General features: G+C 41.9%; 23 protein-coding genes. 9 read left to right on the forward strand and 14 right to left on the reverse strand.

Annotated elements, in window-relative coordinates:
* Window positions 1–88: 88 nt before the first annotated feature.
* Together AC0SAP_RS01685 and AC0SAP_RS01690 are read right to left on the reverse strand one after the other, a co-directional pair.
* Window positions 89–562, reverse strand: a complete 474-nt coding sequence (locus AC0SAP_RS01685) for a hypothetical protein (protein WP_286479484.1) — start codon at window positions 560–562, stop codon at window positions 89–91.
* Entirely contained in the window at window positions 562–819 is a 258-nt protein-coding gene (locus tag AC0SAP_RS01690) for a hypothetical protein (protein WP_286479487.1), read from the reverse strand. The genes AC0SAP_RS01685 and AC0SAP_RS01690 overlap by 1 nt, the downstream gene beginning before the upstream one ends.
* 286 nt (window positions 820–1105) lie before the next feature.
* Here AC0SAP_RS01690 and AC0SAP_RS01695 point away from each other — a divergent pair, with 286 nt between their 5' ends.
* A complete protein-coding gene (locus AC0SAP_RS01695) occupies window positions 1106–1990 on the forward strand; it encodes an endonuclease (protein WP_473382589.1) in 885 nt (294 codons plus the stop codon).
* Between the two features lie 147 nt (window positions 1991–2137).
* Here AC0SAP_RS01695 and AC0SAP_RS01700 read toward each other — a convergent pair whose 3' ends face one another.
* The 5 genes from AC0SAP_RS01700 to AC0SAP_RS01720 all read right to left on the reverse strand — a co-directional run bounded on the left by AC0SAP_RS01700 (window position 2138) and on the right by AC0SAP_RS01720 (window position 7681).
* Window positions 2138–2356 (reverse strand): heavy-metal-associated domain-containing protein, encoded by a 219-nt coding sequence (locus AC0SAP_RS01700; RefSeq protein ID WP_286479493.1) that lies wholly within the window; start codon window positions 2354–2356, stop codon window positions 2138–2140.
* A 77-nt stretch (window positions 2357–2433) separates the two neighbouring features.
* Entirely contained in the window at window positions 2434–3147 is a 714-nt protein-coding gene (torD, locus tag AC0SAP_RS01705; protein WP_473382591.1) for a molecular chaperone TorD, read from the reverse strand.
* Window positions 3148–3303: 156 nt separating this feature from the next.
* The gene (torA, locus tag AC0SAP_RS01710; RefSeq protein ID WP_473382592.1) at window positions 3304–5832 is read right to left on the reverse strand and encodes a trimethylamine-N-oxide reductase TorA; all 2529 of its coding nucleotides are present in this window, start codon (window positions 5830–5832) and stop codon (window positions 3304–3306) included.
* 139 nt (window positions 5833–5971) lie between these two features.
* Window positions 5972–7168 carry a pentaheme c-type cytochrome TorC gene (torC, locus tag AC0SAP_RS01715; protein WP_473382594.1) on the reverse strand — a complete coding sequence of 399 codons (1197 nt, stop codon included), beginning with the start codon at window positions 7166–7168 and terminating at the stop codon, window positions 5972–5974.
* Window positions 7169–7510: 342 nt separating this feature from the next.
* On the reverse strand, window positions 7511–7681 hold the full coding sequence (locus tag AC0SAP_RS01720) for a hypothetical protein (protein WP_094567319.1): 171 nt from the start codon (window positions 7679–7681) through the stop codon (window positions 7511–7513).
* Between the two features lie 475 nt (window positions 7682–8156).
* On the opposite strand from AC0SAP_RS01720, the gene AC0SAP_RS01725 reads away from it, so the two are divergent.
* A complete protein-coding gene (locus tag AC0SAP_RS01725; RefSeq protein ID WP_473382595.1) occupies window positions 8157–9179 on the forward strand; it encodes a Rossmann-fold NAD(P)-binding domain-containing protein in 1023 nt (340 codons plus the stop codon).
* 90 nt (window positions 9180–9269) lie between these two features.
* The gene (locus AC0SAP_RS01730; protein ID WP_473382596.1) at window positions 9270–10280 is read left to right on the forward strand and encodes an FUSC family protein; all 1011 of its coding nucleotides are present in this window, start codon (window positions 9270–9272) and stop codon (window positions 10278–10280) included.
* Window positions 10281–10353: 73 nt separating this feature from the next.
* On the opposite strand, the gene AC0SAP_RS01735 is transcribed toward AC0SAP_RS01730, so the two are convergent.
* The 4 genes from AC0SAP_RS01735 to purD all read right to left on the reverse strand — a co-directional run bounded on the left by AC0SAP_RS01735 (window position 10354) and on the right by purD (window position 14917).
* Window positions 10354–10536 (reverse strand): hypothetical protein, encoded by a 183-nt coding sequence (locus tag AC0SAP_RS01735; protein WP_473382598.1) that lies wholly within the window; start codon window positions 10534–10536, stop codon window positions 10354–10356.
* Window positions 10537–10701: 165 nt separating this feature from the next.
* Window positions 10702–10875 carry a hypothetical protein gene (locus tag AC0SAP_RS01740; protein ID WP_473382599.1) on the reverse strand — a complete coding sequence of 58 codons (174 nt, stop codon included), beginning with the start codon at window positions 10873–10875 and terminating at the stop codon, window positions 10702–10704.
* A 78-nt stretch (window positions 10876–10953) separates the two neighbouring features.
* On the reverse strand, window positions 10954–13101 hold the full coding sequence (locus AC0SAP_RS01745; RefSeq protein ID WP_286479510.1) for a BCCT family transporter: 2148 nt from the start codon (window positions 13099–13101) through the stop codon (window positions 10954–10956).
* A 550-nt stretch (window positions 13102–13651) separates the two neighbouring features.
* Window positions 13652–14917, reverse strand: coding sequence for a phosphoribosylamine--glycine ligase (gene purD, locus AC0SAP_RS01750; RefSeq protein ID WP_473382601.1), 1266 nt, complete (start codon window positions 14915–14917; stop codon window positions 13652–13654).
* Window positions 14918–15186: 269 nt separating this feature from the next.
* Between purD and AC0SAP_RS01755 the strand changes: the two genes are divergently transcribed.
* The 3 genes from AC0SAP_RS01755 to AC0SAP_RS01765 all read left to right on the forward strand — a co-directional run bounded on the left by AC0SAP_RS01755 (window position 15187) and on the right by AC0SAP_RS01765 (window position 17732).
* Window positions 15187–15384, forward strand: coding sequence for a YqaE/Pmp3 family membrane protein (locus AC0SAP_RS01755; protein WP_286479514.1), 198 nt, complete (start codon window positions 15187–15189; stop codon window positions 15382–15384).
* Window positions 15385–15844: 460 nt separating this feature from the next.
* Entirely contained in the window at window positions 15845–16189 is a 345-nt protein-coding gene (locus tag AC0SAP_RS01760; RefSeq protein WP_286479516.1) for a DUF485 domain-containing protein, read from the forward strand.
* 1 nt (window position 16190) lies between these two features.
* On the forward strand, window positions 16191–17732 hold the full coding sequence (locus tag AC0SAP_RS01765; protein ID WP_286479519.1) for a solute symporter family protein: 1542 nt from the start codon (window positions 16191–16193) through the stop codon (window positions 17730–17732).
* Between the two features lie 268 nt (window positions 17733–18000).
* Here the strand turns inward: AC0SAP_RS01765 and AC0SAP_RS01770 are convergent, their stop codons facing one another.
* Window positions 18001–18738: a DsbA family protein gene (locus AC0SAP_RS01770; RefSeq protein WP_473382604.1), complete on the reverse strand. Its 738-nt coding sequence runs from the start codon at window positions 18736–18738 to the stop codon at window positions 18001–18003.
* Between the two features lie 651 nt (window positions 18739–19389).
* Here AC0SAP_RS01770 and AC0SAP_RS01775 point away from each other — a divergent pair.
* The 3 genes from AC0SAP_RS01775 (at window position 19390) to AC0SAP_RS01785 (ending at window position 22135) form a co-directional block, all read left to right on the forward strand.
* Complete coding sequence (locus AC0SAP_RS01775; protein WP_473382982.1) at window positions 19390–20334, forward strand: ABC transporter substrate-binding protein; 945 nt, start codon at window positions 19390–19392, stop codon at window positions 20332–20334.
* A 95-nt stretch (window positions 20335–20429) separates the two neighbouring features.
* Entirely contained in the window at window positions 20430–21335 is a 906-nt protein-coding gene (locus AC0SAP_RS01780) for an ABC transporter permease (RefSeq protein ID WP_109201507.1), read from the forward strand.
* Between the two features lie 2 nt (window positions 21336–21337).
* The gene (locus AC0SAP_RS01785; RefSeq protein WP_109201506.1) at window positions 21338–22135 is read left to right on the forward strand and encodes an ABC transporter ATP-binding protein; all 798 of its coding nucleotides are present in this window, start codon (window positions 21338–21340) and stop codon (window positions 22133–22135) included.
* A gap of 226 nt (window positions 22136–22361) precedes the next feature.
* Here the strand turns inward: AC0SAP_RS01785 and AC0SAP_RS01790 are convergent, their stop codons facing one another.
* Window positions 22362–23996, reverse strand: coding sequence for a Na/Pi cotransporter family protein (locus AC0SAP_RS01790; RefSeq protein ID WP_473382606.1), 1635 nt, complete (start codon window positions 23994–23996; stop codon window positions 22362–22364).
* Window positions 23997–24336: 340 nt separating this feature from the next.
* Window positions 24337–25878, reverse strand: coding sequence for a bifunctional phosphoribosylaminoimidazolecarboxamide formyltransferase/IMP cyclohydrolase (gene purH, locus AC0SAP_RS01795; protein ID WP_286479532.1), 1542 nt, complete (start codon window positions 25876–25878; stop codon window positions 24337–24339).
* Between the last annotated feature and the right edge of the window lie 227 nt (window positions 25879–26105).

A 26105-nucleotide genomic window follows, 5' to 3' on the forward strand; every position in this document is an offset into this window, starting at 1 on the left:
CCATAGAACCATAGAACCATAGAACCATAGAACCATAGAACCATAGAGGCTATCGCGATCACTATTACTTAAGATATTACTCAAGATATTACTCAAGATGATCGGAAAAGAGCTGTTGGTGATCCGCTCGCTGCCACAATGCGACGAGTGTCTCACCGGCAGCGCGCTTCTGCTCTTCATAAGTGGCCCCTTTCCGCTCCATTCTGCCGGCAACATAGAGCGCTCTTAGGTAAGGGTTTCGATGATTGAGGAGTCGTTTTGCATCTTCTATACCGATTCCACTACTTCGTAAAACTTGGTAGACACCTTGATTAAAATCGTTGATTCGATCGCTATTCATCCAAGATGGGAGTGTGCCTTGTGCCTGATATTGTGAGACTTTCTGCTTCACTTCCCAAGCTCGCTCTTTTTGGTAGAGGCTCTCTTTCTCTCGCTGTTTTTGCGATTCTTCTGAGATAAAGGAGTAGATAGCCGCAATCAGGAGCATCAATCCACGTAAAAGAAGACGCCCCACCTTGTAGAGTAGGTAGATCATCAATATTACAAAAATTAATCGCACCATTACTCTTCCCCTCCTCTCCCGCGCTCCGCTTCTATTCTGATCTCTCTCTTCATGCGCCTTTGATCTAAAAACCACTCAATTGTGATAAAGATCAGACGCACTAAGAGAAAGAGTAGAAGCAGTAAACCTGTACCGATCGCCCCAACGGTCACTAATCCCCAGATTGTTGCCGGCATAATCAATAGATAGGCCACATAATAGGCTAAAAGCACTAATAGCAGCAGTAAAATCACCATGAGTATTACAAATATCATCATCTCTTGAATTCCTTATGGACGACACTCAATCATCATTAACTGATCCACTAATGAACTGGTTAACTGGTCAGCAAGCCAACTGATTGCATTCTGATTACTCAATCAATTACTCGATCGATCGGGAAAAGTGGTTAAATTATAGCCCATCTTTCACAATGGCTCTCAATAATAGCGGTTTATTCCCCACTCTTTTCACAAAATGGGCAAATAGCAGTATAATGCGCCCTCACTTTTAAGATCTAGTACTAGATCAATTTCACTCCTCAAGGGAATCAAGAGTTATATTATGCGCCCAGGTTTTAATAAGTCGATCGAAAAAGTTATTAAAAAGAGTTTTAAGAAACGTAATCCTAAACAGTGGATTTTAGGAATTGTTGCGCTTGCGGCAATTGGTCTATTCCAATACTTCTATGGTGATGGGCTGATCACCGATAAGAGTAGCAATATCACTAGTTTTAAACAGGCAAAGAGAGAGCTTGTTAAGATCTACAAAGCCTATCCTGATCAAGAAGAATTCTATTGTGGCTGTGATTTTACCTTCAACAATCAGAGCGGCGTTGTTGATCTTGCGAGCTGCGGTTACGTGATTCGTAATAATCCAGAGCGTGCTAACCGTATTGAGTGGGAACATGTAGTTCCGGCACATGCTTTTGGTAAAAATATGCAGTGTTGGAAAGATGGCGGACGGAGCGGCTGTAAAGTGGGTGATGTGGATGAAAATACCCTCTTTAAGATGATGGAGGGAGATATGCATAATTTGCAACCTGCCGTAGGCGAGATCAATGCCGATCGCTCTAACTTTAGCTTCGCTGAGCTAACCCCCCAATTTAATCAATATGGCGCTTGCCAATTTAGAACTGATTTTAAGAAGCGACAAGTACTCCCGCGTGATGAGGTTAAAGGGATGATTGCACGCACCTATCTCTATATGAATGATCGTTACAATGTTCCTTTTACCAGTCGTGAGATGAATCTTATGCAGAAATGGCATCTGACCTTCCCACCCACTTCCTGGGAATGTGAGCGAAATGAGATTATTCTTGATATTCAGGGCAATGATAATCCCTTTATCACGGAGAGTTGTCATGCAAATGGAATTCAATGGAGCAGCCATCAGAGTCGCTCCTTCTTCCAGACGCTACTACAAAACTTCTTAAAGATATTTGAGTAATTGAAGCTCTCTATTTCAATATTACGCTTCAATATTCTCTTTCTTTTAGCTAAAGAGATAGACTGAAGCAATAAACTGAGGCAATAAAAAAACCAGCGATCTTGTCGCTGGTTTTCACCTCTATTTAACATCTGCTTAGCATCTTGATTAAGAAATCACCTCTGCGGCAAAACCGATATCATCAATAATCTCAATGATCGCACCTTCTGAGATAATCTCTGAGGCAAATTCTACTGTTGTCTGCTTCTTCTCAACGCTCGATTCAACCGCTTGAATACCATCTAATTCCCGTAAAGCAGCATCAATACTGCTTGTGCAATGGGAACAGCTAATTTCCGGAATGGAGAGTGTAATCTTTTTAATCATAAAAATAGCTCCTAAATAGCTTAAAGGAAGAGAAATTATTAATAGTGCATCACCTTAACAAAATGATGCATATTCTGCTATAGCTCAAGCGCAATCAGTCTCTCAATTTCTACAGTTAAATAATCATTATCTGCTAAAAGATAGGCCACCAGAAGTGAGCCCATAGCGCTATAAAAAGTGCAGCGGCAATGGGTCACACGTTGTAATCGCTCATTCCAAAGAGGAATCCAGGAGAGCAAGCCCTCTTGAAGAAAGGTTTGCTGTGCAATATATTCGCTCTTTAAGAGAGAATAATCTTCCCGCTTCTCTTCTAGATCTCTCGCTAATTGCTCGCACCATTTCTGGAGAAGCGCAAGATAGATGGCAAGATGATCAGAGGGCTCTTTGAAAGAATCTAAAATCGCTAACCCACTCTTTGAGAGAAGCTCACGCATCTTTCGCTCAGCTTCAGCATACATCATATCGCCATCCCCTAAGTAGAGAGAAGCATAAGGAATCGCGCCACTCTTATCATCGAGCAGAAAACAACTTGCAAAATCAGCCCGTAGTTCAACACTAATATGCTCAATCTCAGAAAAACGCTCAATAGCCGCTTTAACCTGATCTACCTCAATTGCTAAGCCGATCTCGGTAAAGAGCTCTAATAGAGTATTGAGCGCCCCTTCCTGATAGAGCGTAACATCACTCTCGGTTAATTCATTCGCAAAGATTCGGGCAAACCATTGATAGGTCTCCCCTCTCATTTTCGCAACGACCGCCGCTTCATTAATGATGGCTCTTATTTCACTCATAGCTAATCCTATCTGTTATCTATCTCAACTCAATAATCAAGATGCGCTGTAGCAGACTCACTACAACGCATCTCTTTGCTATACGCTAATTACTATATGCTAATCACTATACACTAACTATCAATACTCTATGTTACGCTCTCAAGCCGATTTAGACTATACCTCAACCGTCTCATTCCCTTCAATATCGACGACTGTAGGACCATGGAATCCTGTCGGTGCCGGTGCAGCACCTACAAACTTCTCGATCTCCACAAGACAGGTATTCGCACTCGGCGCTTGAGAGAGACTTGAAGTCCCCACATCCATCGTCAATGTATTGGGATCACCATAGGTATCGATCGAACCGATCGTCTCATCGAGGGGAGAGTACCACGCACCTTCAAAGATCCTAACAACCCCTTCAGGGAAGTTATTATTAACATTCGCCCCGGCAAGTAGCTGACCACGATCATTAAAGACCCGAACCAAATCCCCATGCTTAATGCCGCGTTTCTCGGCATCAATCGGGCTAATAAAGACAGGTTCACGGCCGGCAATCGCGTAACTCTCGCGCATTTTTGTCGCTTCACACCCTTGTGAATGGAGACGATTATCGGGATGCGCCGATTGTAACCAGAGTGGGTAGCGATCAGATTTTGGTCCACCATGTGAACGCTCCGCCTTCTCCATCCAGATCGGATGCCCTTTACAATCTTCATAACCATAACTTGCGATCGTTCGGCTATAGATCTCAATAAAGCCTGAAGGTGTTCCTAGTGCATTAACCTCCGGGTCTTCTCTAAAGTCTGCATGGCGAACCCACGGCTTACCTTCTGGAAAGAGAACATATCCACGTTCCCAGAATTCTCTAAATGAGGGCATGTAGAAGCCTTTCGGATAGTTTTCGTTATAACAATCCATATAGATCTTTTCGATCCACTGCATCTCATTACGATTTTGCGTATACTCTTTTTCACGGTTGAGTCGCTTACTAAATTCACGCCAGATATCAAAATCGCTCTTCGAATAGTAGAGTGGATCGATCAACTTATGCATCGCGATAATACCGCGATTACTGTAGGTACCGTAGACATCGAGGTCATTACGCTCATAAGGGGTACATGCCGGCAGAACAATATCAGCAAAACGACACGTTGCCGTCCAAGCATAATCGACCGCAATAACGGTCTCTAAGTTGCGATAGGCCCGCTTCATCTTGTTACGATCTTGCTGACGATGCCACTGATTGGCACCAGAGAAAATGGCCATCTTATAAGGTGCTAACTTAATCTTATTACCATTGTAATTGATCTCTTTTCCTGGCTCTAAGAGTGCATCGACAACACGCGAAACCGGAATAAAATTGGAGTATCCTTTATAGTCGGTACTCTTATATTTTGGCTCCCGGCCAAAGTCGAGATTAAGAGGAAATGCACCCGGCATCGATGCCCCTGAGGAAGAGACTCCCACAGAGCTATAGTGATGCGAGTAACTAATACCACCACCGGGAAGACCGATCTGCCCTAACATCGCAGCAACAATAGCCGCCATCCAGTAAGGTTGTTCACCATGTTGCTGACGCTGTAATGCCCAACCGATCATCAGTTGCGTACGATTTTTCGCCATAGCACGCGCAAGCTCACGAATGGTATCCGCCGGTACGCCAGAGATCTCTGCCGCCCACTCAGGCGTCTTCTCCACCATATCTTCTGTCTCCCCTTTTAGGTAGGGGAGAAACTCATTAAAGCCTAAGGTATAAGTCTCTAGGAACTCCTTATCATAGAGATCCTCTTTCCAGAGCGTGTGGGCAATTCCCATCATCACCGCAAGGTCTGTCATGGGGTTAACATAGAGATGTTCTGCATTGAGATAGTTTGCCGTCATACTCTTAACAGGATCGATACAGATCACCCGAATCTCTCCATCTGCGACCTTCTCTTTGAGTTGCTCAAGGTAGCCATAAGCTTCATGTGTCTCTGTATTCCAGCCAACCTGTAGATTCTTCACCAGATCAGAACCCCAAATCACAATCACATCACTCTCTTCGAGAATAATATCCCATGATGTTCCTTGCGAATAGACTTCCGTGGAGCCGAGAATATAGGGCATAATCACCTGCCCCGCACCGGTTGAGTAATCCCCTGCCGTCCCGACGCTATTCCCATGCATCGCAATCGCACGAAGCATATGATTTCCACAACTATGAACCTGTCCGACAGAGCGCCAACCTACATTCCCGGTATGAAGCGCCCATGGGCCAAATTGGGTCTGAATTCGCTCTAATGACTCATAGATGAGATCAAGTGCTTCATCCCAACTGACCCGAATAAAGCGGTTATCGCCACGCTGACTCGTATCACTATTGTGACGGTGCTTATACCAATCGAGGCGCACTAACGGATAGCGAACACGCGCCGGGCTATAGATAATCCCCGGAACGGCATCCAAAATTCTAGTGGGATAACGGTCAAACTCAAAAGGCTCTACCTCCACAAGGCGATTTGCCACCACCTTTGCACGGAAAGCGCCCCAATGAGCGCCCGAAATACGCCATTCGGTTAATGTCTCTATATCGACATCAGTCGGCGCTTTAGTATGAAGAAGAGATTCTGCCATCAATGCCGGTGCAACCAATGATCCACCTGCGATCAGTGATGCCATCTTTAAAAATCCCCGGCGAGATCTATCTGTTTGATAACTCATATTTCAATCCTTTTTTAGATCGATGAAGGCTCTATTGATCTTAAGAGAATAGATCGTGATAACGCTTCACCGCTCTCTTTTCTTTAACTTTAATGTTCCTGAATAATCTTCCTAAGTGGAGCTCAATACTCTCTGCGTATTAACGCGCACTCTGATTATTTTTAAAATCCATCGAATGGAGCTGGAGATACTTTAAGACCACTTTGGAGGTATCTTCATCCATATTGGTAAAGCCCACCATTCCGGCAAATAAGCCTGGCCAGGTATTGGTATCGTAATGCTCAGTATCGGGTTGAATATGGCAAGTACTACAACTTTTGGTATAACTTGCATTGGCGACTTCCCAGATCGGCGTAATATCCGCCATTAAGCCACCTTTTTTGATCCAAGCTGTACCCTTCACCCGTTGCCACTCAAGCCCTGTTAAAGGATCTTCTTTTGTTTCAACAATATTAAACTCACTATTTTGCGCAACTTCTTTATCTAAAATGGCACTCACCATATTGAGACTATAAGCACCATAGAGAACACGTCCATAACCCTTATTTTTGCGCCATAATTCATACTCGATCTGCTCGGCATCCCCTTTCTTATCGATAATACGGACTTCCGTTGCCACCTCTAAGGTACCAATCGGCTCACTTAAGGATTCATCGAGATAGAGCGTTTGTGGTAGAACGTTATAATATTCATGATTAACTGCCGTTGACTCTTTATTGGCTGAGGTTAAGAGTTTATCGAGATCTTCATTGCGGATACTCTCAACAACAGGGAGTTGATGTGCAATCCCTTTATGACACTCGATACAACTCGTGTTACGACTTGCCGCACCACGCATCTCCATCTCCGCCATAATATCCATCTTCTCAAAAGCCATATGTTCATAATCATGACAAGCACGACACTCTTTTGAACCATTGGCATTAAAACGATCCCACTCTCTTTGTGCAAGGACTAAACGCTTATCTAAGAATTTCTCTCTTGTGCCAATGTCACCCGTTAAGTGTGCCCAGACCTCACGGCTTGCTTGAACCTTACGGGCAATTTTATCGGTGAAGTTATGAGGAACGTGGCAATCGGAGCAGTATGCGCGTACCCCTGTACGATTCCGAAAATGGACTGTCTGCTGAAGTTCTGGATAGACATTATCCGCCATTGTGTGACAGCTAATACAGAATGCTTCCGAGTTTGTCGCCTTCAACCCCGCATCAAAAGCATTCCAGAAGATAATGCCGGCAATAAATCCGCCGGTTACTAATACACCAAGCCCAATACGCATACTCGGCTTTAAAAAGAGATTGTAGAGCATCTCTTTTATTCGTCTTAATATTCCCATGATTAATATCCCTTAATCTAATTATCTGTACTAATTATTTGTACTAATTATTTGTACTAATTATCTGTAGGATCTGATCTCTCTCTTCACCGGCTAGCTATCGAACCAATTAAAGTCTTTAAGCGGATGATAATGCAATCGTAATACAATCAATAATACAAATAGTTGATTAAACCGTAACTAATGTGATGTCTAATGCGGCGACTAATGCAGTAACCAATACAACAATACAACAATATAGATGTAGTGATTAGTGTCTAATGATGAATAGTTGATGGTGATGAGTTGAGATAAGATCGTTAACTAGCTGACTGTTCTATAAAATCTATCTGTAGCACCTGCTTATGCAGGAGGCCCCCAGAAGAGTAGCTGCATAATCCAAACGCCTAACCCATAAGCACCAATAAGACAGAATGCAAGAAGCGGTAAGATAACAATCATCAATAGTAGAAAACGGCGCCAATCACTGCCGGCATTTCCCTCTTTATTATGTAATAAATTACTGTTTTTCATTATGAACCCCCTTAAAATTCATCAATGACTTTAAAATGACGGCACGCTAATCGCACCACAATCTTGTAGATCATTCAAGGGGAGTAGAGTGACGCTCAATATAAAATTGAGTAGCGAAATAAAATTACTGAACTACTCATCACTTGTAGCAGAATTGCAATCATCTAATTGCCCATTAATAGTAGAACCTCAAAGCAGGACCCTATACCGCCACCTCGAGATGATCAATATCCCTTAACTGATCTATTCGATTATCTCTATTGACCTAAATCGCTTACACTAACAGAAGAAATCAATAGAGATAATTCAATAGATTCTCAGATTCTCAAGCATCGGGATCTTTAAGCTTCTGAAACGCCATCTCCTCTTGAACTACTCTCTCCTTTTGACTATAGCAGAGATCATCTTTCTCTTCACTCTTTGCTCTATGTCAATTGATATAGATTAATTTTAGATGCAATTGTAAGGAAAATAGATGAATAATCGTTTAAATAATCAACAGATTCTCATTATTGGTGCCGGTTGGGCAGGACTACCATTAGCTCAATTATTAACATTTTATGGGGCGGATGTGATAGCAACAAAACGAGAGATTTCATCACAATTAGAACGGAAGATTAACATTGAAATTAGCGGCTATTCAGGAAATTTACAATTAAAATCTCTCTCTGAAAGAGAGCTCTTTCAAGAAGAGACTCAATCACAAATGGAGTCCTATTTTCAGAACCGAACCATTATCATTACGATCCCGCCCTCCCCCTTCGTAGGTAATAAAAAAGAAAAGTGGGAAAACAAAAAAACGATAGATCAAGAGGCTTCCCAGCAAACAATAACACCCACCTATGGTGAGATGATCGGGAGAATTGTTGAGTTAGCAGAGATTTACCAAGCACGTGAGCTGCTCTTTTTAAGTTCTACCTCGCTCTATGGCACAACCAGTGGGTTAATCCATGAAGAGATCCCTGCACTTCCCCAAACTCAAAATGCAAAAGCAATTCTAACTGCCGAGATAGTGATCCGCAGCAGCAAGATTCCGAGTACCATTCTTCGTTTAGGGGGGCTTATCGGCAATGGTCGCCATCCTATCTTCTCTCTTGCCGGGCGCGAAGAGATTAAATCTCCCTATGATGCGATCAACTTACTCCACATTGAAGATCTCTTAAGCGCTATTGCGACACTTATCACGCAACAAGAGAGAAAAAATAATAAGAACCCCAAAGAGATTGAGATAATCGATAGAATCTACAATCTTGTTACCCCACTTCATCTCGAACGTAAGAGCTATTATCAAGCGATGGCTAAAAAGCTTGATCTCCCCTTACCGCAATTTGAGACGCCTAAGCCGCTCTTAAAGCGTATTATCGATGGTGGGAAGATCACCCATGAGACTGATTTTATCTATCAACAACTTGATCTCATCAACGCACCACTAACACCTTTGATACCATTAAACCCAAACCGTATTGAATCGATTAAGATTTTTTCTATAGATCAGTGATACACTAATGTGCGGAATTTAACTCTATGGCGAGATCAATATTGCCGGCTTATTCCGATTAGATAAAGCAGTTTCCTGGAGCTTATAAATATGTCACAATTCCCTTCCAATCTGCCCAAAAAAATCTCTTTTCGAGACAGCTTCGTCTTTGTCTTTAGCATGGCTATCAGCGCACTGATTGCCGCACAATTTATTGGTCTACATGCGGCAATCGCCTGGACCTCATTTTCGGTGCTCTGTACCTATGCGCTCTACAATGCTAAACCTGATCGGAGCAATCTTCTCTATGTGGCATTGTGGATCATATTGATCTTCAGCAGTAGCTATATTGGTCAACTATTTCATCTCACTTGGAAGTTCTATCTCTTTCTCTTTATTATTAGCTACTTCTACTACTACCTTTTTGGAAGAGATCCTGTCTTTGATCGAGCAATTCGCTTTGTCATTATTTTTGCAACAATCGGTACTGCTCTACCGATAGCAGATAGTCAACTCGCAATTGGTGGTGGGATCGGTACGCTCTCGGCACTGCTTATCTCCCACTATCTTCTACGAAAAGAGATCGATCTTGAAGCCTTTAAACAGGGGATCTTTACCCATGACCTCTTCCGGCTCGATACGAATCTTATCCCGCGAGCTTTTATCTATAGTTCAGGATTATTTTTAAGCCTGATTATTCCTCAAATGTTAGGAATCGAAAAAAATTATTGGGCAACAATCACATTCTTAATGGTGATGCCACCCAAAGCAATGACCGTTATTCACAATACTTGGTTACGCTTCTGGGGAAGTGTGATTGCCGTAATCGCACTCTTTATTCTCTTTCAGATATCCCTCCATATCCCGATCAATAGACTCTATATCATGGTCGCTCTTCTCTTCTTTTTCGCTTTTCTTCTCCCCATCTGCTTTAAACAGAGTTATCTTATCGTCACGCTCGGTGTTACCTGTTATAGCTTGGTACTTGTTGAATTAGGCATGTATTGGGATCATCCTCCAAAGGTTGAACTATTGATAGATCGCATTATTGAGACCTTTATCGGTGGTATTATCGCTATCATTATCAGTTTAATTCTTAAAGTATTGCGAGAAGATAGGTAATCCCCCTATAACAAACACATGCAGTAGTGATCTCCGGCAACTCAACAAATCTCTTCGCTTCAATTAATCTCAATTAATCTCGATTAATCATTCTTAAGATGATTCGTTGAGGGCGGGAGCCGACCATCTCGCTCTTTTCATCACCGCATGCCCGCAGTTCGGCATCGATAATACCTATTGCCGGCGCGGAGTTTCCGGAAGTACGCGATAATGAGATCCGGCAATGTTCAGCCTCTGTTGTATCTGTTTCAATCAATCATTCTTAAGAGGATTCGTTGAAAGGCGGGAGCTAACCATCTCGCTCTTTTCATCACCGCATGCCCGCAGTTCGGCATCGATGATATCTATTCCGGCGCGGAGTTTCCGGAAGTACGCGATAGTGAGATCCGGCAGCGTTCAACCTCTGTTGTATCTGTTTCAATCAATCATTCTTAAGAGGATTCATTGAAAGGCGAGAGCCAACGATCTCGCTCTTTTCACCACCGCATGCCCGCAGTTTGACATCGATGATACCTATTACCGGCGCGGAGTTTCCGGAAGTACGCGATAGTAAGATCCGGCAGCGTTCAGCCTCTGTTGTTTCTGTTTCAATCACCGCTAGTTGATAAAAAAGAGTTAAAAAAAGAGCGTAACTTTAATAAGCTACGCTCCTTATCATGCTTTAGAGTATCGATTATGATTCGTTAGGGTTTGAACCTACATCATAATCTGAAGGGACTTCAAAGTTCTGTATGAAGTAGTGATGACTTGTATATTGGTCAACAATATCATTCATAATATTCTCTTTGGTATATCCCATAATGTCATATCCCTTACTTCCATCATCAAGATAGACTTCCGCACGGAAATATTTCTGATTCTCTTGATCTGATTCCTCATCAAGCAATGTAAAGCTTGGTTTGAGATAATGTTTCGCTTTAACACGATAGATAAAGTTTGCATTATCACCATGATCGATCTCAAGAGAGATATCCCCTTCCTCTTCTAAATGGAGGTTAACAGGCAAGCCTTGCTTGATAAATTCTAATTTAACCTCTTCAAAGGCAGGAACAACAACCAACTCCATAAAGCGTAAGACATTATCACGACGCGGATAGACCGTCACGTTGCGTAGACGTTTCTGCCAACCACCAGAATCTCGAGTACTCGGTTGAACATACATATTCGCTTTATTACGAATATCGATCTTACCAAAGTCCATACGAAGTGCTTTAAAGAGCCCATAGATTGAGATTAAAATCACAATACTAAAGGGGAAAGCACTCATAGTCGAGACTGCTTGTAGTGATCCTAAACCACCATTAAGAAGCAGAACAATAGCAATTAAACCAGTAATTGAGCCCCAGAAGATACGTTGCCAAAGTGGCGTAATAACCACATCTTTCTTACTTGCTAACATATCCATCACTAAAGCACCCGAGTCAGCACTGGTCACAAAGAAGACCGCAACCATCATGACGGCGATAAAGGAGATCGTTCCGCGAATCCACTCTGCCGGAATAATTGTCTGAACGGCTTCTGCTACAGGGAAATGGCTAATAAAGGCAAAGAGCGATTTAGAGCTACCATCGGGACCTAAAAGTGTCTCTTTAAGTTCGGTAACACCATCTGATGCAATCATGTCGATCGCGGAGTTACCAAATGTTGTCATCCAGAAGAAGGTAAATCCTGCAGGAATTAAGAGAACGCCACCTACAAAGTTACGAATGGTACGACCACGTGAGATCTTCGCAATAAACATCCCCACAAATGGTGACCAAGCAATCCACCAACCCCAATAGGAGATTGTCCAGCCGCCTAACCAACCTTCGATCTGCTCCTTCATCGCAGGTGATGAAGCCGCTTCATAGCTATACATATTGAATGTGCTATTGAAGATTGATGAGAAATATTGGCCAATATTTTGCATGAATACTTCTAAAAGGAAGAGTATTTTACCCCCAAAGAGGAAGATAAAGAGTACTAAAGCAAAGGCTAAAATAAGATTGATCTCCGAAAGGATCTTGATTCCCTTATCTAATCCCATTGAGACTGAAAGCGTCGCACAAGCAGTTGTGATAATAATTAAGATCACTTGTGTTGGCGATGCAACAGGAATTGAGGGAAATAGGTAGTTTAGACCTGTATTGATCTGCATTACCCCGAAACCGAGCGTTGTTGCAACCCCAAAGACTGTACCGATCACCGCAAAAGTATCGATAGCATCTCCCCAGCGACCATAGATACGATCACCGATCATCGGATAGAGTGCTGAACGCACTGCCAATGGAAGATTCATTCTAAAGCTAAAGTAAGCCAAGATAAGGCCGACGATACCATAGATCGCCCATGCATGAATACCCCAATGGAAGAAGGTGATATTCATTGCTGATTTTGCAGCTTCAATCGTTTCAGGTGTACCGACAGGAGGATTGAGATAATGGAGTAACGGCTCTGCAACCCCGAAGAACATGATTCCGATCCCCATCCCCGTTGAGAAGAGCATCGCGAACCAACTACGATCGCTATAGGCCGGCTCAGAATGGTCAGGCCCTAACTTAATGGTCCCGTAACGGCTCAATGCGACAAAGATAAATGCGATTAATATGATTCCTACTGCAAGTAGGTAGTACCAACCAAGATTTTCGGTAATCCAACCGAGCGCCCCACTAAAGAATGCCGGAGCATCTGGCAGAAAAAGTGCTAATGCAATAATGGCAAAAATGATAATATTTGCGCTAATAAAGACGGGGAGATGAAGCGATGAAAATAGACCACCATTTTCACCGGGTTGATCGCCCTCTTTATCTGGCAATTTTCCTCTAATATTTGTTGCTACCATCTGTTTTTAACATCCTTTCTCTCCCTCTAGTGGAGAGTCTTTCCTAAGAGCCCTATGCCCTTAGTTTTAATCAAGATTTTTTAATTTAACGTCGAAATAGTAACACAAAATCAATGATTTCTCATGGTTTTGCACTTTTTAATCTTAAAAGTTGCGCAAATTTCGTACAACAAAATAGGCGATTAAATCTCCTTAAAAAATATCTTTTTCATAAGTAATATTGATCCATCCATCCCTTTAACTTCGTTTCTTGACAACCTAAAATTGATGAAGAGAGGCTTTTCATGCGCAATTTGCAAGACTAGCCTCTAAAAAGCTGAGAATTCATACCCTTTAAGAAAGTTAAAAAGATTGATATAGCTCACCTATTTAGAAGAGATAAAATTATCTTCATAATATTTATACAATAACTTGACACAAAAATCGCCAACTTTTGCTTCTTTTTTACACAAAAAAAGCCTCTCCCGAAGAAGAGGCTCATTAACTGATATCGCTACAACAGCTCTACACTATCTCCACAATATCTCTACAATATTGATCGATATTGGGACTATTGGCGATTAAACTGCTTATGCCCAATATCGGAACGATAGAAAGTATGGGGAACTTCTAATGCTTTCATATTGCGATATGCTTTCTCATAGGCGCTTTTAAAGTCATCTGCAATAGCAACATTGAGAAGGATACGACCGCCATCACTCAACAACGCTCCATTCTCTTCCCTAACGCCGGCATAAAAAATCAATTCATCTTCACCATTGAGATTCAATTTTTTCAATGGATGGCCAATATTGGGATGATCGGGATAACCTTCAGAAGCAAGCACAACGCCGATCGCATATTGTGGACGCCACTTAATTTCCGGCAAAGGCTTCTCCGTTAAAAGATGATGGATAATCTCAATCAGATCACTCTCTAAAAGTGGGAGAATAATTTGCGCCTCTGGATCGCCAAAGCGAGCATTAAATTCAATTACTTTAAAACCTTCTGCTGTGCGGAAGAGCCCACCATAGAGAAATCCGGTATATGGCATTCCCTCACTGCTCAAACCATCGACAATCGGTTGCATAATTTTAGCAACAGCTTCCGAAACTTCAGGGCTATCTGCTCCGAAAGTAGGTGCATAAGCACCCATTCCCCCGGTATTAGGACCTTCATCATTATCATAAGCACGTTTATGATCTTGCGCCATCACCATCGGAATCACCGTTCCATTATGGACAAAGCACATTAAGGAGAATTCTTCTCCCACTAACATCTCTTCAATTAAGATGCAGCTACCCGCCTCACCAAACTTATTGCCTTCGAGCATATCGTCGATAGTTGCTAATGCCTCTTCCATCGTTTCCGGGATCACTACCCCTTTACCTGCTGCTAAACCATCAGCTTTAATTACAATGGGAAGACCGATCTCTCCTACATAAGCTTTCGCCATTTCGCTATCGGTAAAGCTCTCAGAATGTGCTGTTGGCGCACCATATTTCACCATCATCTTTTTGGAGAAATCTTTACTGCCTTCAATCTGAGCAGCCGCTTTATCAGGGCCCCAAACAAGTAGATCTCGGCGCTTAAACTCATCCGCAACACCGGCAACAAGACTCGCTTCAGGACCAATAATCGTCAGATCAATCCCCTCTTTTTCTGCAAAATCAGCAAGTGCGATAGGATCAGTTTCTGAAAGTGCAACTAATGTTGCATCCTCTTTCATTCCGGCATTGCCGGGAGCGACAAAAACTTCAGAGACTAATGGGCTCTTCTTACTCTTCCACGCAAGCGCATGCTCACGGCCACCTTTACCTACAATTAATACTTTCATCTATCAAGTTATCCTAAATGAATGTTAAATGAATCGATTTCAACGATGATCTAGGTTCACAAAATAATTCTTAAATTGTGATCCTTCCTCTCCCAATAATTTCCGAAAGTATAGCATAGATGCCCTTAGGTTAAAGGTGGAAACTGATTGGCAGACTCCCCTAAAATTTATAGAAAAAGCTGTATAGTGGCGCTATAGAGTATATAATCTAAGGATATATTCATTTTCATATCATTTTCATGATGTTTATTAGAAGAGAGAGTACGATTATGCGTCTATTAATTGCCATCTTTATCCCATTTTTAGTCTTCTTTACGATCGGTCGTCCGCTAGCGGGAATTGTATGTCTTATTCTTCAGATCACTCTGATTGGCTGGATTCCGGCAGCACTTTGGGCTGTTTACGCACTATCGCAATATGATACCAATAAAAAGATCGAAGCTTTTCGCGATGGCCGCCCATACTAAGTAGATCTAGCATCCTTTTAAATCGGTTTTTAAAAATTTAAAACCTAAAAGCTGAAAAGTTTAAACTTTTAAAAAATAGTCCCTAACTCACTAAGCGCTACTATTGAGATCACTCGATAGTAGCTTTTTTCTATTTTCCATTCTGACTTTACACCCCCTCTACTTAATTTCCCTTTACTTAATTCCTTTTTGCTTAATTATTTGACATTGGGATAAGAATTGGGGTAGTACTATTAGGCAATCATCAATTAATAATTAAAAATATATAAACGATATATAAATAGACATTAATTAACTCACAAATTTAAAATGTAGTTAAAACGAAAATCAACAAACAACATAATAATAAAAACAGAATAATAACTATAAATACAATAACTACAATAATAAGAAAAAATAAGAAGAAGAGAAAGATTACAGAGTAGATCGCGATATCCATAACCACTAGGAGGAATAAAGTATGGATCAGATGATAGATCTACAAAAAGAACCCTTAACAAGGGACGACTATAACACCATCGAATCGATGGAGAGCTTTCACCAATTTGTTCGGCAGAAGAACCGTTTTCTCTTTACGATTACGGGCATCTTTCTATTTATCTATATTTTACTGCCCATTTTGGCTTTTCAACCGATATTACAGACACCAGTAATTGGTGCAATTACCGGCGTTTGGATCTATTCTGCGCTCCTTTTCTTGATGACGATTATTCTCTGCACGCTCTATATCCGAAAGGCGACTCATTTCGATAAGCTCTCTGCACGTTTAATCGCTGAGTATCAAGCAACAAGAGGAGGACATTAAGATGAATATGGTCTCTGTCTCCTTCTTTTTAGCCATTGTGGGCTTAACTTTAGTCGTTACCTACTTTGCCGCTAAGCGAACCTCTTCAGCCAGCGATTTCTATACCGCCGGTGGTGGACTTAAAGGGTGGCAAAATGGCTTTGCTATTGCCGGGGATTATCTCTCTGCTGCTGCCTTCTTAGGAGTTTCTGGTGCCATTGCCTTAACGGGATTTGATGGATTTTTCTTCTCGATCGGTTATGTTGTTGCCAATCTCGTACTACTCTACTTGATTGCTGAACCGATGCGAAACTTAGGAAAATATACCCTTGCCGATATGCTCACTGCTCGCTTCAATGAGAAACGGGTTCGAGGTGTTGCCGCTTCAGGAACCATTGTGATTGTGATTCTCTATATGATTGCGCAACTTGTGGGTGCCGGCGCACTCATCAAACTACTCTTTGGAATTGAGTATTGGATTGCGGTGATGATTGTTGGGGTAATGATGACGAGTTATGTCCTCTTTGGTGGCATGACCGCTACCTCTTGGGTTCAGATTATCAAAGCTTTCCTTCTTCTCTTTGGGACGGGACTTTTGGCGGCAATGGTCTTTATTAAATTTGACTACTCCATCACCAATATGTTCGACACAATTGCTAAAGAGCATGGAGAGAAATTTTTAGTTCCCGGCATTAAATACTCAAGCCCACTCGACTCTGTCTCAATGATGATGGCATTGGTCTTAGGTACTTCGGGACTACCCCATATCTTAATGCGCTTCTTTACCGTTCGAGATGCAAAGACGGCAAGAGCATCGATCTCCTGGACAACCTGGATTACAACGATCTTCTTCTCGCTCACTATCTTCTTGGGATTTGGCGCACTACAATTTGTGGGGCTTGAGAATATTATGGCAGAAAATAAAGCGGGTAATACCGCAGCTCCTCTGCTCGCTCACTATCTAGGTGGCGATGTCTTAATGTCCTTTATCAGTGCAGTTGCCTTTGCCACCATTTTAGCCGTTGTCTCTGGCTTAGTGTTAACAGGAGCGTCGGCGATCTCTCACGATATCTATGGGGAAATTATTAAGGGCGGTAAATTGACCGTTAGACAGCAAGTTGCTGCTGCGCGTGCAGGATCGATCGGTATTGCGGTACTCTCTATCTTTCTGGCGCTCTTTGCCCAAAATCTCAATGTCTCCTTCCTTGTCTCCTTCGCTTTCTGTATTGGCGCTTCAGGCAACTTGCCGGTTATTCTCTACACCATCTACTGGCGTAAGTTTAACTCAACAGGGGCTGTCGCAGCGATTTCAACAGGCGTCATCTCCTGTCTGATTCTCGGAATGATGGGGCCTAACATCTGGTCTGAAACACCGGGAGCGGCGATCTTTGTCGGCTCACCGCTAGTCGATCTTGCTGTACCGGCCATTATCACCATTCCATTAGGCTTTATCGCCGGCTATGTAGGATCGCTGATCGGTGCTAAAAAGTGCAATCAAGCAGAGGCGACAGCGATCTATAATGAGATTCGTGTAAAAGCGAATACCGGAATTGCCGTCAATTAGTAAATTTGATCTGCATTGAAGTAGACTGATAGGTCAGATTTGTTGATTAGACTTGTTGATTAGAGTTATAGATTAGACCGATAATTTAAACATTGTAGCTACATATATAGATGTTTAGATGTATGGATATATGGCTATATGGATATATGGATATATTGATATTTATTAATTAAATAGGGCTTAAGTAAACCTCTCAGCAAAATGAGGTTCAACTTAAGCCCTCTTATCTCCAAACGTTTATCAGAAAACTTTATAGGGTAATGATTCTTTAAGGAATTATCTCTGCACCACGCTCTTCCGCTTCAACAAGTGGAATACGGCGAACTAGACGATCTAATGAGGTATAACCCGATGCTAAACGACGAATATCCCCACCATCGATCCAGAGAAATGTGGGGAAAAGTGTCGCATCATGTTCAGCACACCAATTAAATTCTCTTAAGGTCTCCTCTTTTATCTCATCGGAGAGAAAAAGGGCGGTAAATTGCTCAAAATCGATTTTAAACTGCTCACAGATCGAACGATAAAAATCGACTTCTTTGGGATCTTCTCCTCTAAGATAAAACTTCTTCTGTAACTCATGGAGAAATTGCACTAAACTTCGCCCATTATCTGCCGGCAATAATGTTTTAGCGACAACAATCGCCCGGCAGCTCGGCGTTGTATCATAATCAAAATATTCAAGATCTAAAATCTTAAAGTTAAAAGATTGCTCCGTCACTCTGGTGATTCTACTCCAGACCTCTCGTAGATATTGTCGTTGCGCAGCGCTCCAATTTTCAGGACCGCCAGAGCGAAGTCCGCCCACCATCATCTCAAAGCCTATCCCCTTCTTATCACAATAAGCTTGGAGTCCCGTCACGATCTCTGAGATTCCATAACACCATGAACACATCGGATCATTCACATAGATGATATGCCGGCCTCTCTCTGCAAGCGCTCTAGGAACGCCCTCTTGCTTCTGATGTGGCGTTGCCTTACACATTCCATCTTTACAATTTAACATTCTCTCTCCTAATCTACTTTGATGAATCATATCCTCATAAGATCAACAATTTTATAACCCCAACTTATAAACTCAACTGATAAACTCAACTGATAAGCTCTATTTATAAACCCGCCAATCGACAAAATCTATCGCGTCTAATCGAGGGTATAAAACGATTCTATGAAATTATATATTAATGATACCTCTATCGAGTATAGCACCCTTTCTCATCCCCCTGAAAATGGCAAGATTGAAACATTCTATTAAACAGTTACTATCTAGATAAATTGTTTTGTGTTATGTTCAAAGTATTGAACTTTTTTTGAGTGATCTCCTATAGTTAGAATCTTCAAGTGCTCATGATTTCAATAGATGATTTAACGGAAATATGCGAAGAATGGGAAGAATGGGAGAGATGAGAAGTTCTATCAAAATCTTAAAAGTATCAGGATAAAAGTATCAAGATAGAATAGTTAAAAAATAATATTTAACGAATACGATTAATGATCAATGACTGGTAACTAAGTTACTAGTGATAGTAGTGATTAGTTACTAGTGACTAATTAGTAATTGGTAATTAATAATTGATAATTAGCAATCAAAAATTAACGATTAACAATCAGAGAAAATGAGGATATTGAAATAATGAATAGAAGAAAAATGTTACAAATGCTCTCTTTAGTATTACCGCTCTCGATCGGTACATTCGCCATTGCTGAGAAGCCCAAACATGTGGCAATTACCGCAATTGTAGAGCATCCGGCGCTTGATCAGGCTCGCCAAGGAATTATTGATGAGCTTAAAGATGCGGGCTATGAAGAGGGGAAAAATCTTAAAATCCAATTCCAAAGCGCACAAGGTAATAGTGCAACAGCGGCGCAAATTGCTAAAAAATATGCCGGCGATCATCCCGATGTGGCTGTCGGAATTGGAACCCCTAGTGCGCAAGCGCTTCTTGCTTCAACGAGAACGGTTCCAATTGTCTATACCGCAGTGACTGATCCTGTCGCCGCAAATCTTGTTCGTAGTTGGGAAGCTACGGGAGGCAATGTCACAGGTGTCTCCGACCATCTTCCATTAGAACCACAAGTAGAGCTTATCAAAACCATTATTCCAGAAGTTAAAAGTATCGGTTTTGTCTATAGCCCCGGCGAGGTTAACTCCACAATCGTCTTAGAGCAACTCCAAGAGATCTTAACGCCGCAAAATATTCGTGTTGTGCCGGCGCCTGCCCAAAGAACAACGGATATCTCTACCGCAGTGAAGAGCTTACAAGATCGGGTTGATGTGATCTATACCAGTACCGATAACAATGTTGTCTCCGCATATGAATCGATGTATCAAGCTGCTGTTCAGACAAAAATCCCCCTCATCGCATCCGATACATCATCTGCTGAAAGAGGAGCGGTTGCAGCTTTAGGTGGGGATTACTATGGTATGGGTCGTCAAACAGGAAAGATGGTTGTTCGTATCTTAAATGGTGAAAAGCCCGGTGATATTCCTTCAGAAAAGCCACAAAATACCGAGCTCTATGTTAACTTAAAAGCAGCTGCACAACAGGGTGTTACCCTTCCCCCTGAAGTGATCGATGCTGCCGTTAAGGTAATTGAGTAACTTAAATAGCGCTTTAAGAGAGATGCGAATATCTCATCAGCTCTCTCTTATGAGCGCTCTCTTTCTTATACCGATCTTTTTAATATGGAGTTTTAATGTCGATTATCTCGCTTTTCGGCGCCTTAGAGGTGGGCTTAATCTACGGATTAGTCGCTTTAGGCGTTCTGATCTCATTTAGAATACTCAACTTTCCTGATCTAACCGCAGATGGAAGCTTTCCTTTAGGAGGCGCTGTCTGTGCCGTCTCTATTATTGCCGGCGTTAACCCCTGGCTTGCGACACTCTTTGGAACCCTTGCCGGTGCTGCTGCAGGTTTTGTAACTGCTTGGTTACATGTCTCTTTAAAGATTATGCAGCTTTTGGCAAGTATCTTAGTAATGATTGCGCTCTACTCTGTCAACTTAAGAATTATGGGCGCACCGAATCTACCCTTAATTTGGGAGCCTACCGTTATCACCCCATTTATCAATGAGGATTATAGTAATCAATTTTGGGTAAAACCGCTGATTATTCTTCTCTTTGTTATTGCCGGTAAACTCTTACTTGATCTCTTCTTTAGAAGCCGTACAGGACTTGCAACAAGAGCAACCGGTGCAAATATCAAGATGTCGCAAGCACAGGGAATCAACACCAATTTAACCACCTATCTCGGCATGATGATCTCCAACGCACTCATTGCTTTAGGAGGCTCTCTCTATGTACAGACACAAGGGGGCGCTGATATCTCTATTGGTGTGGGAACAATCGTTATCGGTTTAGCGGCAGTTATTATTGGCGAAACCTTTATCACTTCAAAAAAGATGTTTTGGATCACCACAGCGGTTATTTTAGGTGCTCTGCTCTATCGTCTCTTTATCGCACTAGCACTTCATAGCGAACCATTACAAAAAATTGGAGTTGGCGCACAAGATCTAAACTTTATTACCTCAACATTAGTGGTTATTGCACTAGTCCTACCCCAAATAAAAGGCAAATTTAAGAAATTGAGAGGGAGACGATAATTATGATGCGTTTAGAAGATGTTCAAGTGATCTTTAATGAACATACACCGTTAGAGAATATTGCCCTTAAGAAGGTCAATCTCACCATTCGTGAAGGGGAGTTTGTCACCGTTATCGGTACAAATGGTGCCGGGAAATCGACCCTCTTAAATGTTATCAGTGGTAATGCTGCAACAACTGCCGGTAAAGTCTTTATCAATGATGAAGATGTCACTAAAAAAACGGTATCAGAGCGGGCGCGGTTAGTTGCCCGCGTCTTCCAAGATCCAATGACCGGCACCTGTGAAAGTCTGACAATCGAAGAGAATTTAGCGCTCGCCTATGATCGTGGTGCACCCTCTTTTCGGCTCTCCCCGGCAATTAATCAAGAACGAAGAGAGATTTTCCGGCAACATCTCTCTACCCTAAAACTCGGCCTTGAGAATCGTCTTGAAGATAGTATGGGGCTTCTTTCTGGGGGGCAACGACAAGCGATTAGCCTTCTTATGGCTTCTCTACAACCATCGAAGATCTTACTACTTGATGAGCATACTGCCGCCCTCGACCCTAAAACCGCAGCTTTTGTCTTAAAGCTCACGGAAGAGATTGTTAGTAAAAATCGCCTCACGACATTGATGGTAACGCACTCAATGCAACAGGCTCTCTCCCTTGGCAATCGCACCGTGATGCTTCACCAAGGCGAAATCGTTCTCGATGTCTCCGGCGAAATGCGCAAAGAGCTCACCATCTCCGATCTATTAATGCTCTTTGAACAGACAAGAGGCGATAAAGTAGAAGATGACTCGCTCTTATTAGGCTAATAAGAGCAGAACAATACGATCTTTATCTTTACCATAATCATTCGCCCATTCAATGGGATATAAAATTCATGTAAAAATAATGCAAAAATGATGCAAACAAAAGGCTCTGATATAGAGCCTTTTTCTAATGAGTAAAAAACTTAGCATAAAAAACTTAACATTTATCTAGCGTTATATCACAATACAATATTGAACCATCTTCTTAACGATCTATCTTCTTATCGATCTATTTTCTAATCTGCGCCTTATCTAAGAGCATCTCCGCAACGTTATGGGCATGATCACCGATACGTTCAAGATTAGAGAGAAGATCGGTATAAGTTAAGCCCGATTTAGGCGTACAATCTCCATGATTGAGGCGATGGATATGTTGCTTACGAAGATAACGCTCCATCTCATCGATCTGATCTTCTAATTCATATACACGGCGAGCCTTTGTCAGATCCCCCTTCTCTAACGCTTCAATTGAGAGTGCTACAGAGTTGATTGTCAATTCAAACATCTCATAGACCTCATTTCTTGCATCATCACTGAGAACGATATTGCGCTCATTCATATAGTTGATCTGCTCAATGATATTTTCAGAGTGATCGCCGATACGCTCAATATCACAAACTAAATTGAGAAGCGCTTGTAGCTCATTTGAGTCACGAGGAGAAATTGAGTGCGGGAATATCTTTACTAAATATTTAGTGATCTCCTCATTGAGTTGATTGATATGCTTCTCCAGCATATTGGCAAAAACAGCTTCATCAGGATTATTGTTTTTAAGATAGGAGTAAGAGGAACGGAGCCCATCAAGACTAAGATTCCCCATATGAATGACCTCTTTTTTCGCCTGCCCGATCGCGATAGAGGGAGATTTCTCAATTAATGTCTCATCAAGATAGAGCGCGATCTTCTCTTTCTGCTTCTCACGCTCCGGCAATAACTTCGTGACAAGATAAGCCCAAGCACCAATGAAGGGGAGCTGAATCAAAGTATTGACAATGTTGAACGTTCCATGAGCAAATGCAATCTGCATCTTGGCCTCAAGATGAAGAGCATCTGTTACCCAAACAATAAAATGGGTAAAGAGTCCTAAAAAGAGCAGGAAGATAATAGCACCCGAAACGTTAAAGAGAACATGAATTGCAGCCGCTCGTTTTGCCACAATATTAGCACCAATCGCTGCAAGAACAGCCGTAATCGTTGTTCCGATATTATCTCCAAATAGAACCGGTAATGCCGCCTCTAACGAGATTAAATTCTCTGCATATAAGCCTTGCAAGATCCCTATCGTCGCACTTGATGATTGAACAATTAAAGTAAACACTGTTCCCACAAAGACACTTAAGATCGGACTATGACTCATCTCTAAGATCAGATCGGTAAAGAGTGGAAGATGACGTAGTGGGGAGAGACCGTTACTCATCAGATCGAGCCCGATAAAAAGGCCACCAAAGCCGAAGAAGATTTGCCCTAAATTTTGGATCTTTGCCGATTTAAAGAAGAAGAGCATGACTGCACCGGTCAGAAGAATGGGATAGGCGTATTCTCCGATATCGATCCCGATAATAAAGGCGGTCACCGTTGTTCCAATATTAGCCCCCATAATCACGCCGATTGCTTGGCGCAATGTCATCAGGCCGGCACTGACTAATCCAACAGTAATCACCGTTGTTCCGGAGCTTGACTGGATCAAAACGGTTACAAAGATACCCGCTAAGATCCCCATAAAAGGATTTGTTGTAAAACGGTCTAGAATGGAGCGTAGTCGATTGCCAGCTGACTTTTGTAGCCCATCCCCCATATACTTAATAGAAAAAAGAAATAGACCCAAACCACCTAAAAACTGGAAGATAACCTGCTGCCAATCCATGCACTACCTCGAATGAGTACAATATAAATATTGAGTATCAATAGAATAAAGGCTCTTATTTTAATCTATTCTGCATAAAAGTTTTTGACTAAATCTCATTTGAACAGATAATCAACACAAAAAGTGGCAAAAAGATCAAAATTGGGGTGATTATATTAATCCCAATACATAAATGCCGGAGAACTTGCGTCCTCCGGCACTTTAACTTCCTCCAAACAGAACCGTTCATCTTTGATCGCTCTTAAAGCACCACACAATAAAATTACGACTTGAGGTGGACGATTCTGTTTTTTGGCTTTTTTCTCCCTCTAAGGAGATTAACTCTCAATCTTACGATTGATTAGTGTTTAAAATGGCGTGTTCCTGTAAAGACCATGGCAATACCATAACGGTTTGCGACATCGATCGAGTCTTGATCTTTAATTGAACCACCCGGTTGAATGACGGCTTTGATGCCGGCTTTCGCTGCATTTTCTAAAGTATCTGGCATTGGGAAGAAAGCATCTGATGCTAAGACATTCCCTTCAGCTTCCGCGCCTGCTTGATCGAGTGCAATTTTTGCAGCGCCTACACGGTTCATCTGCCCTGCACCGACACCTAAAGTCTGCCCCTCTTTCGCAACAACAATGGCATTCGATTTCACATGTTTAACCACTTTCCAAGCAAAGAGTAGCGCATCCATCTCTTCTTGAGTCGGTTTACGCTCTGTCACTACCGTGAAGGCTTCGGGATCGATCTCTGCTCTATCGAGCGTCTGCACTAGAAGACCACCATTGACAGCTGTCGTTGTTAAAGTCTCTTTCATCTGCTCTTCTTGCGCGTTATTTTCTAAAAGACGAATATTTTTCTTCGCCATTAAGATCGCTTTCGCCTCTTCGGTAAAGCTTGGCGCAATGATGATCTCAAGGAAGATTTCGCTCATCTTTTCGGCTGTTTTCGCATCCACTTCCCGATTGGTCGCAATAATGCCACCAAAGATAGAGGTGGGATCTGCTTCGTACGCTTTTGTCCACGCTTCAAAAAGATCTTTGCCTAAACCAACACCACAAGGGTTCATATGTTTGACTGCCACAACTACCGGCTCTTTAAATTCCAACATAATATTGACTGCCGCATTGGCATCTTGAATATTGTTGTAAGAGAGCTCTTTACCATGAATCTGCGTTGCATGTGCAAGCGAGTTATTTTGGGGTAATGGCGTTCTGTAGAAGGCTGCTTCTTGATGAGGATTTTCACCATAACGAAGACCTTGTTGCTTCTCATAAGTTAAAGTGAGCTTCTCAGGGAATTGGTCACCGATCTCATTGGCAAAATATTGTGCAATCAATGCATCATAAGCCGCAGTTGTTTGGTAGACTTTAAGCGCTAATTTTTGACGTGTTGTAAAGGTTGTATCGCCATTTGCTTTTAGCTCTTCCAAAACAACCGCATAATCTGCCGGATCTGTGATCACAGTAACGGACTCATGATTTTTTGCCGCACTGCGTAACATTGAAGGGCCGCCAATATCGATATTCTCAATCGCATCATTATATTGAACGCCAGGTTTACTGATCGTCTCTTTAAAAGGATAGAGATTCACCACAACCATATCGATATACTCAATACCATTATCGGTCATCGCTTTGGTATGATTTTCATTACCGCGAACGGAGAGTAAACCACCATGAACCATAGGATGTAACGTTTTAACGCGACCATCCATAATCTCTGGAAAGCCGGTGATATCAGAGATATCTTTCACTGCAATGCCGGCATCGCTAATCGCTTTCTTAGTTCCCCCTGTGGAGATAAGCTCAAAACCTAAATTTACGAGTTCAGCTGCAAATTCGGTAATTCCTGTTTTATCACTGACACTTAAAAGTGCGCGTCGTTTAGTCATGATTAGATCTATCCTTTCTAAAATAACAACGATGAAATGATCGCAATACTTCTGAATACTACAGCGATTCTCTACCTAAGTTATTCGCTCAATAAAGTAGGTTTCAGAAGTAGCGCGGAAAATTGTGATCAATATCTATTACTCTATTATTCTCAATTTGAGTCAAAATCGAAGTCGAAGTCGAAGAGTACTCCAAGCATCTATAGAATAGATATCGATATAAAATT

Source organism: Ignatzschineria sp. PL_is040, from assembly GCF_055813795.1.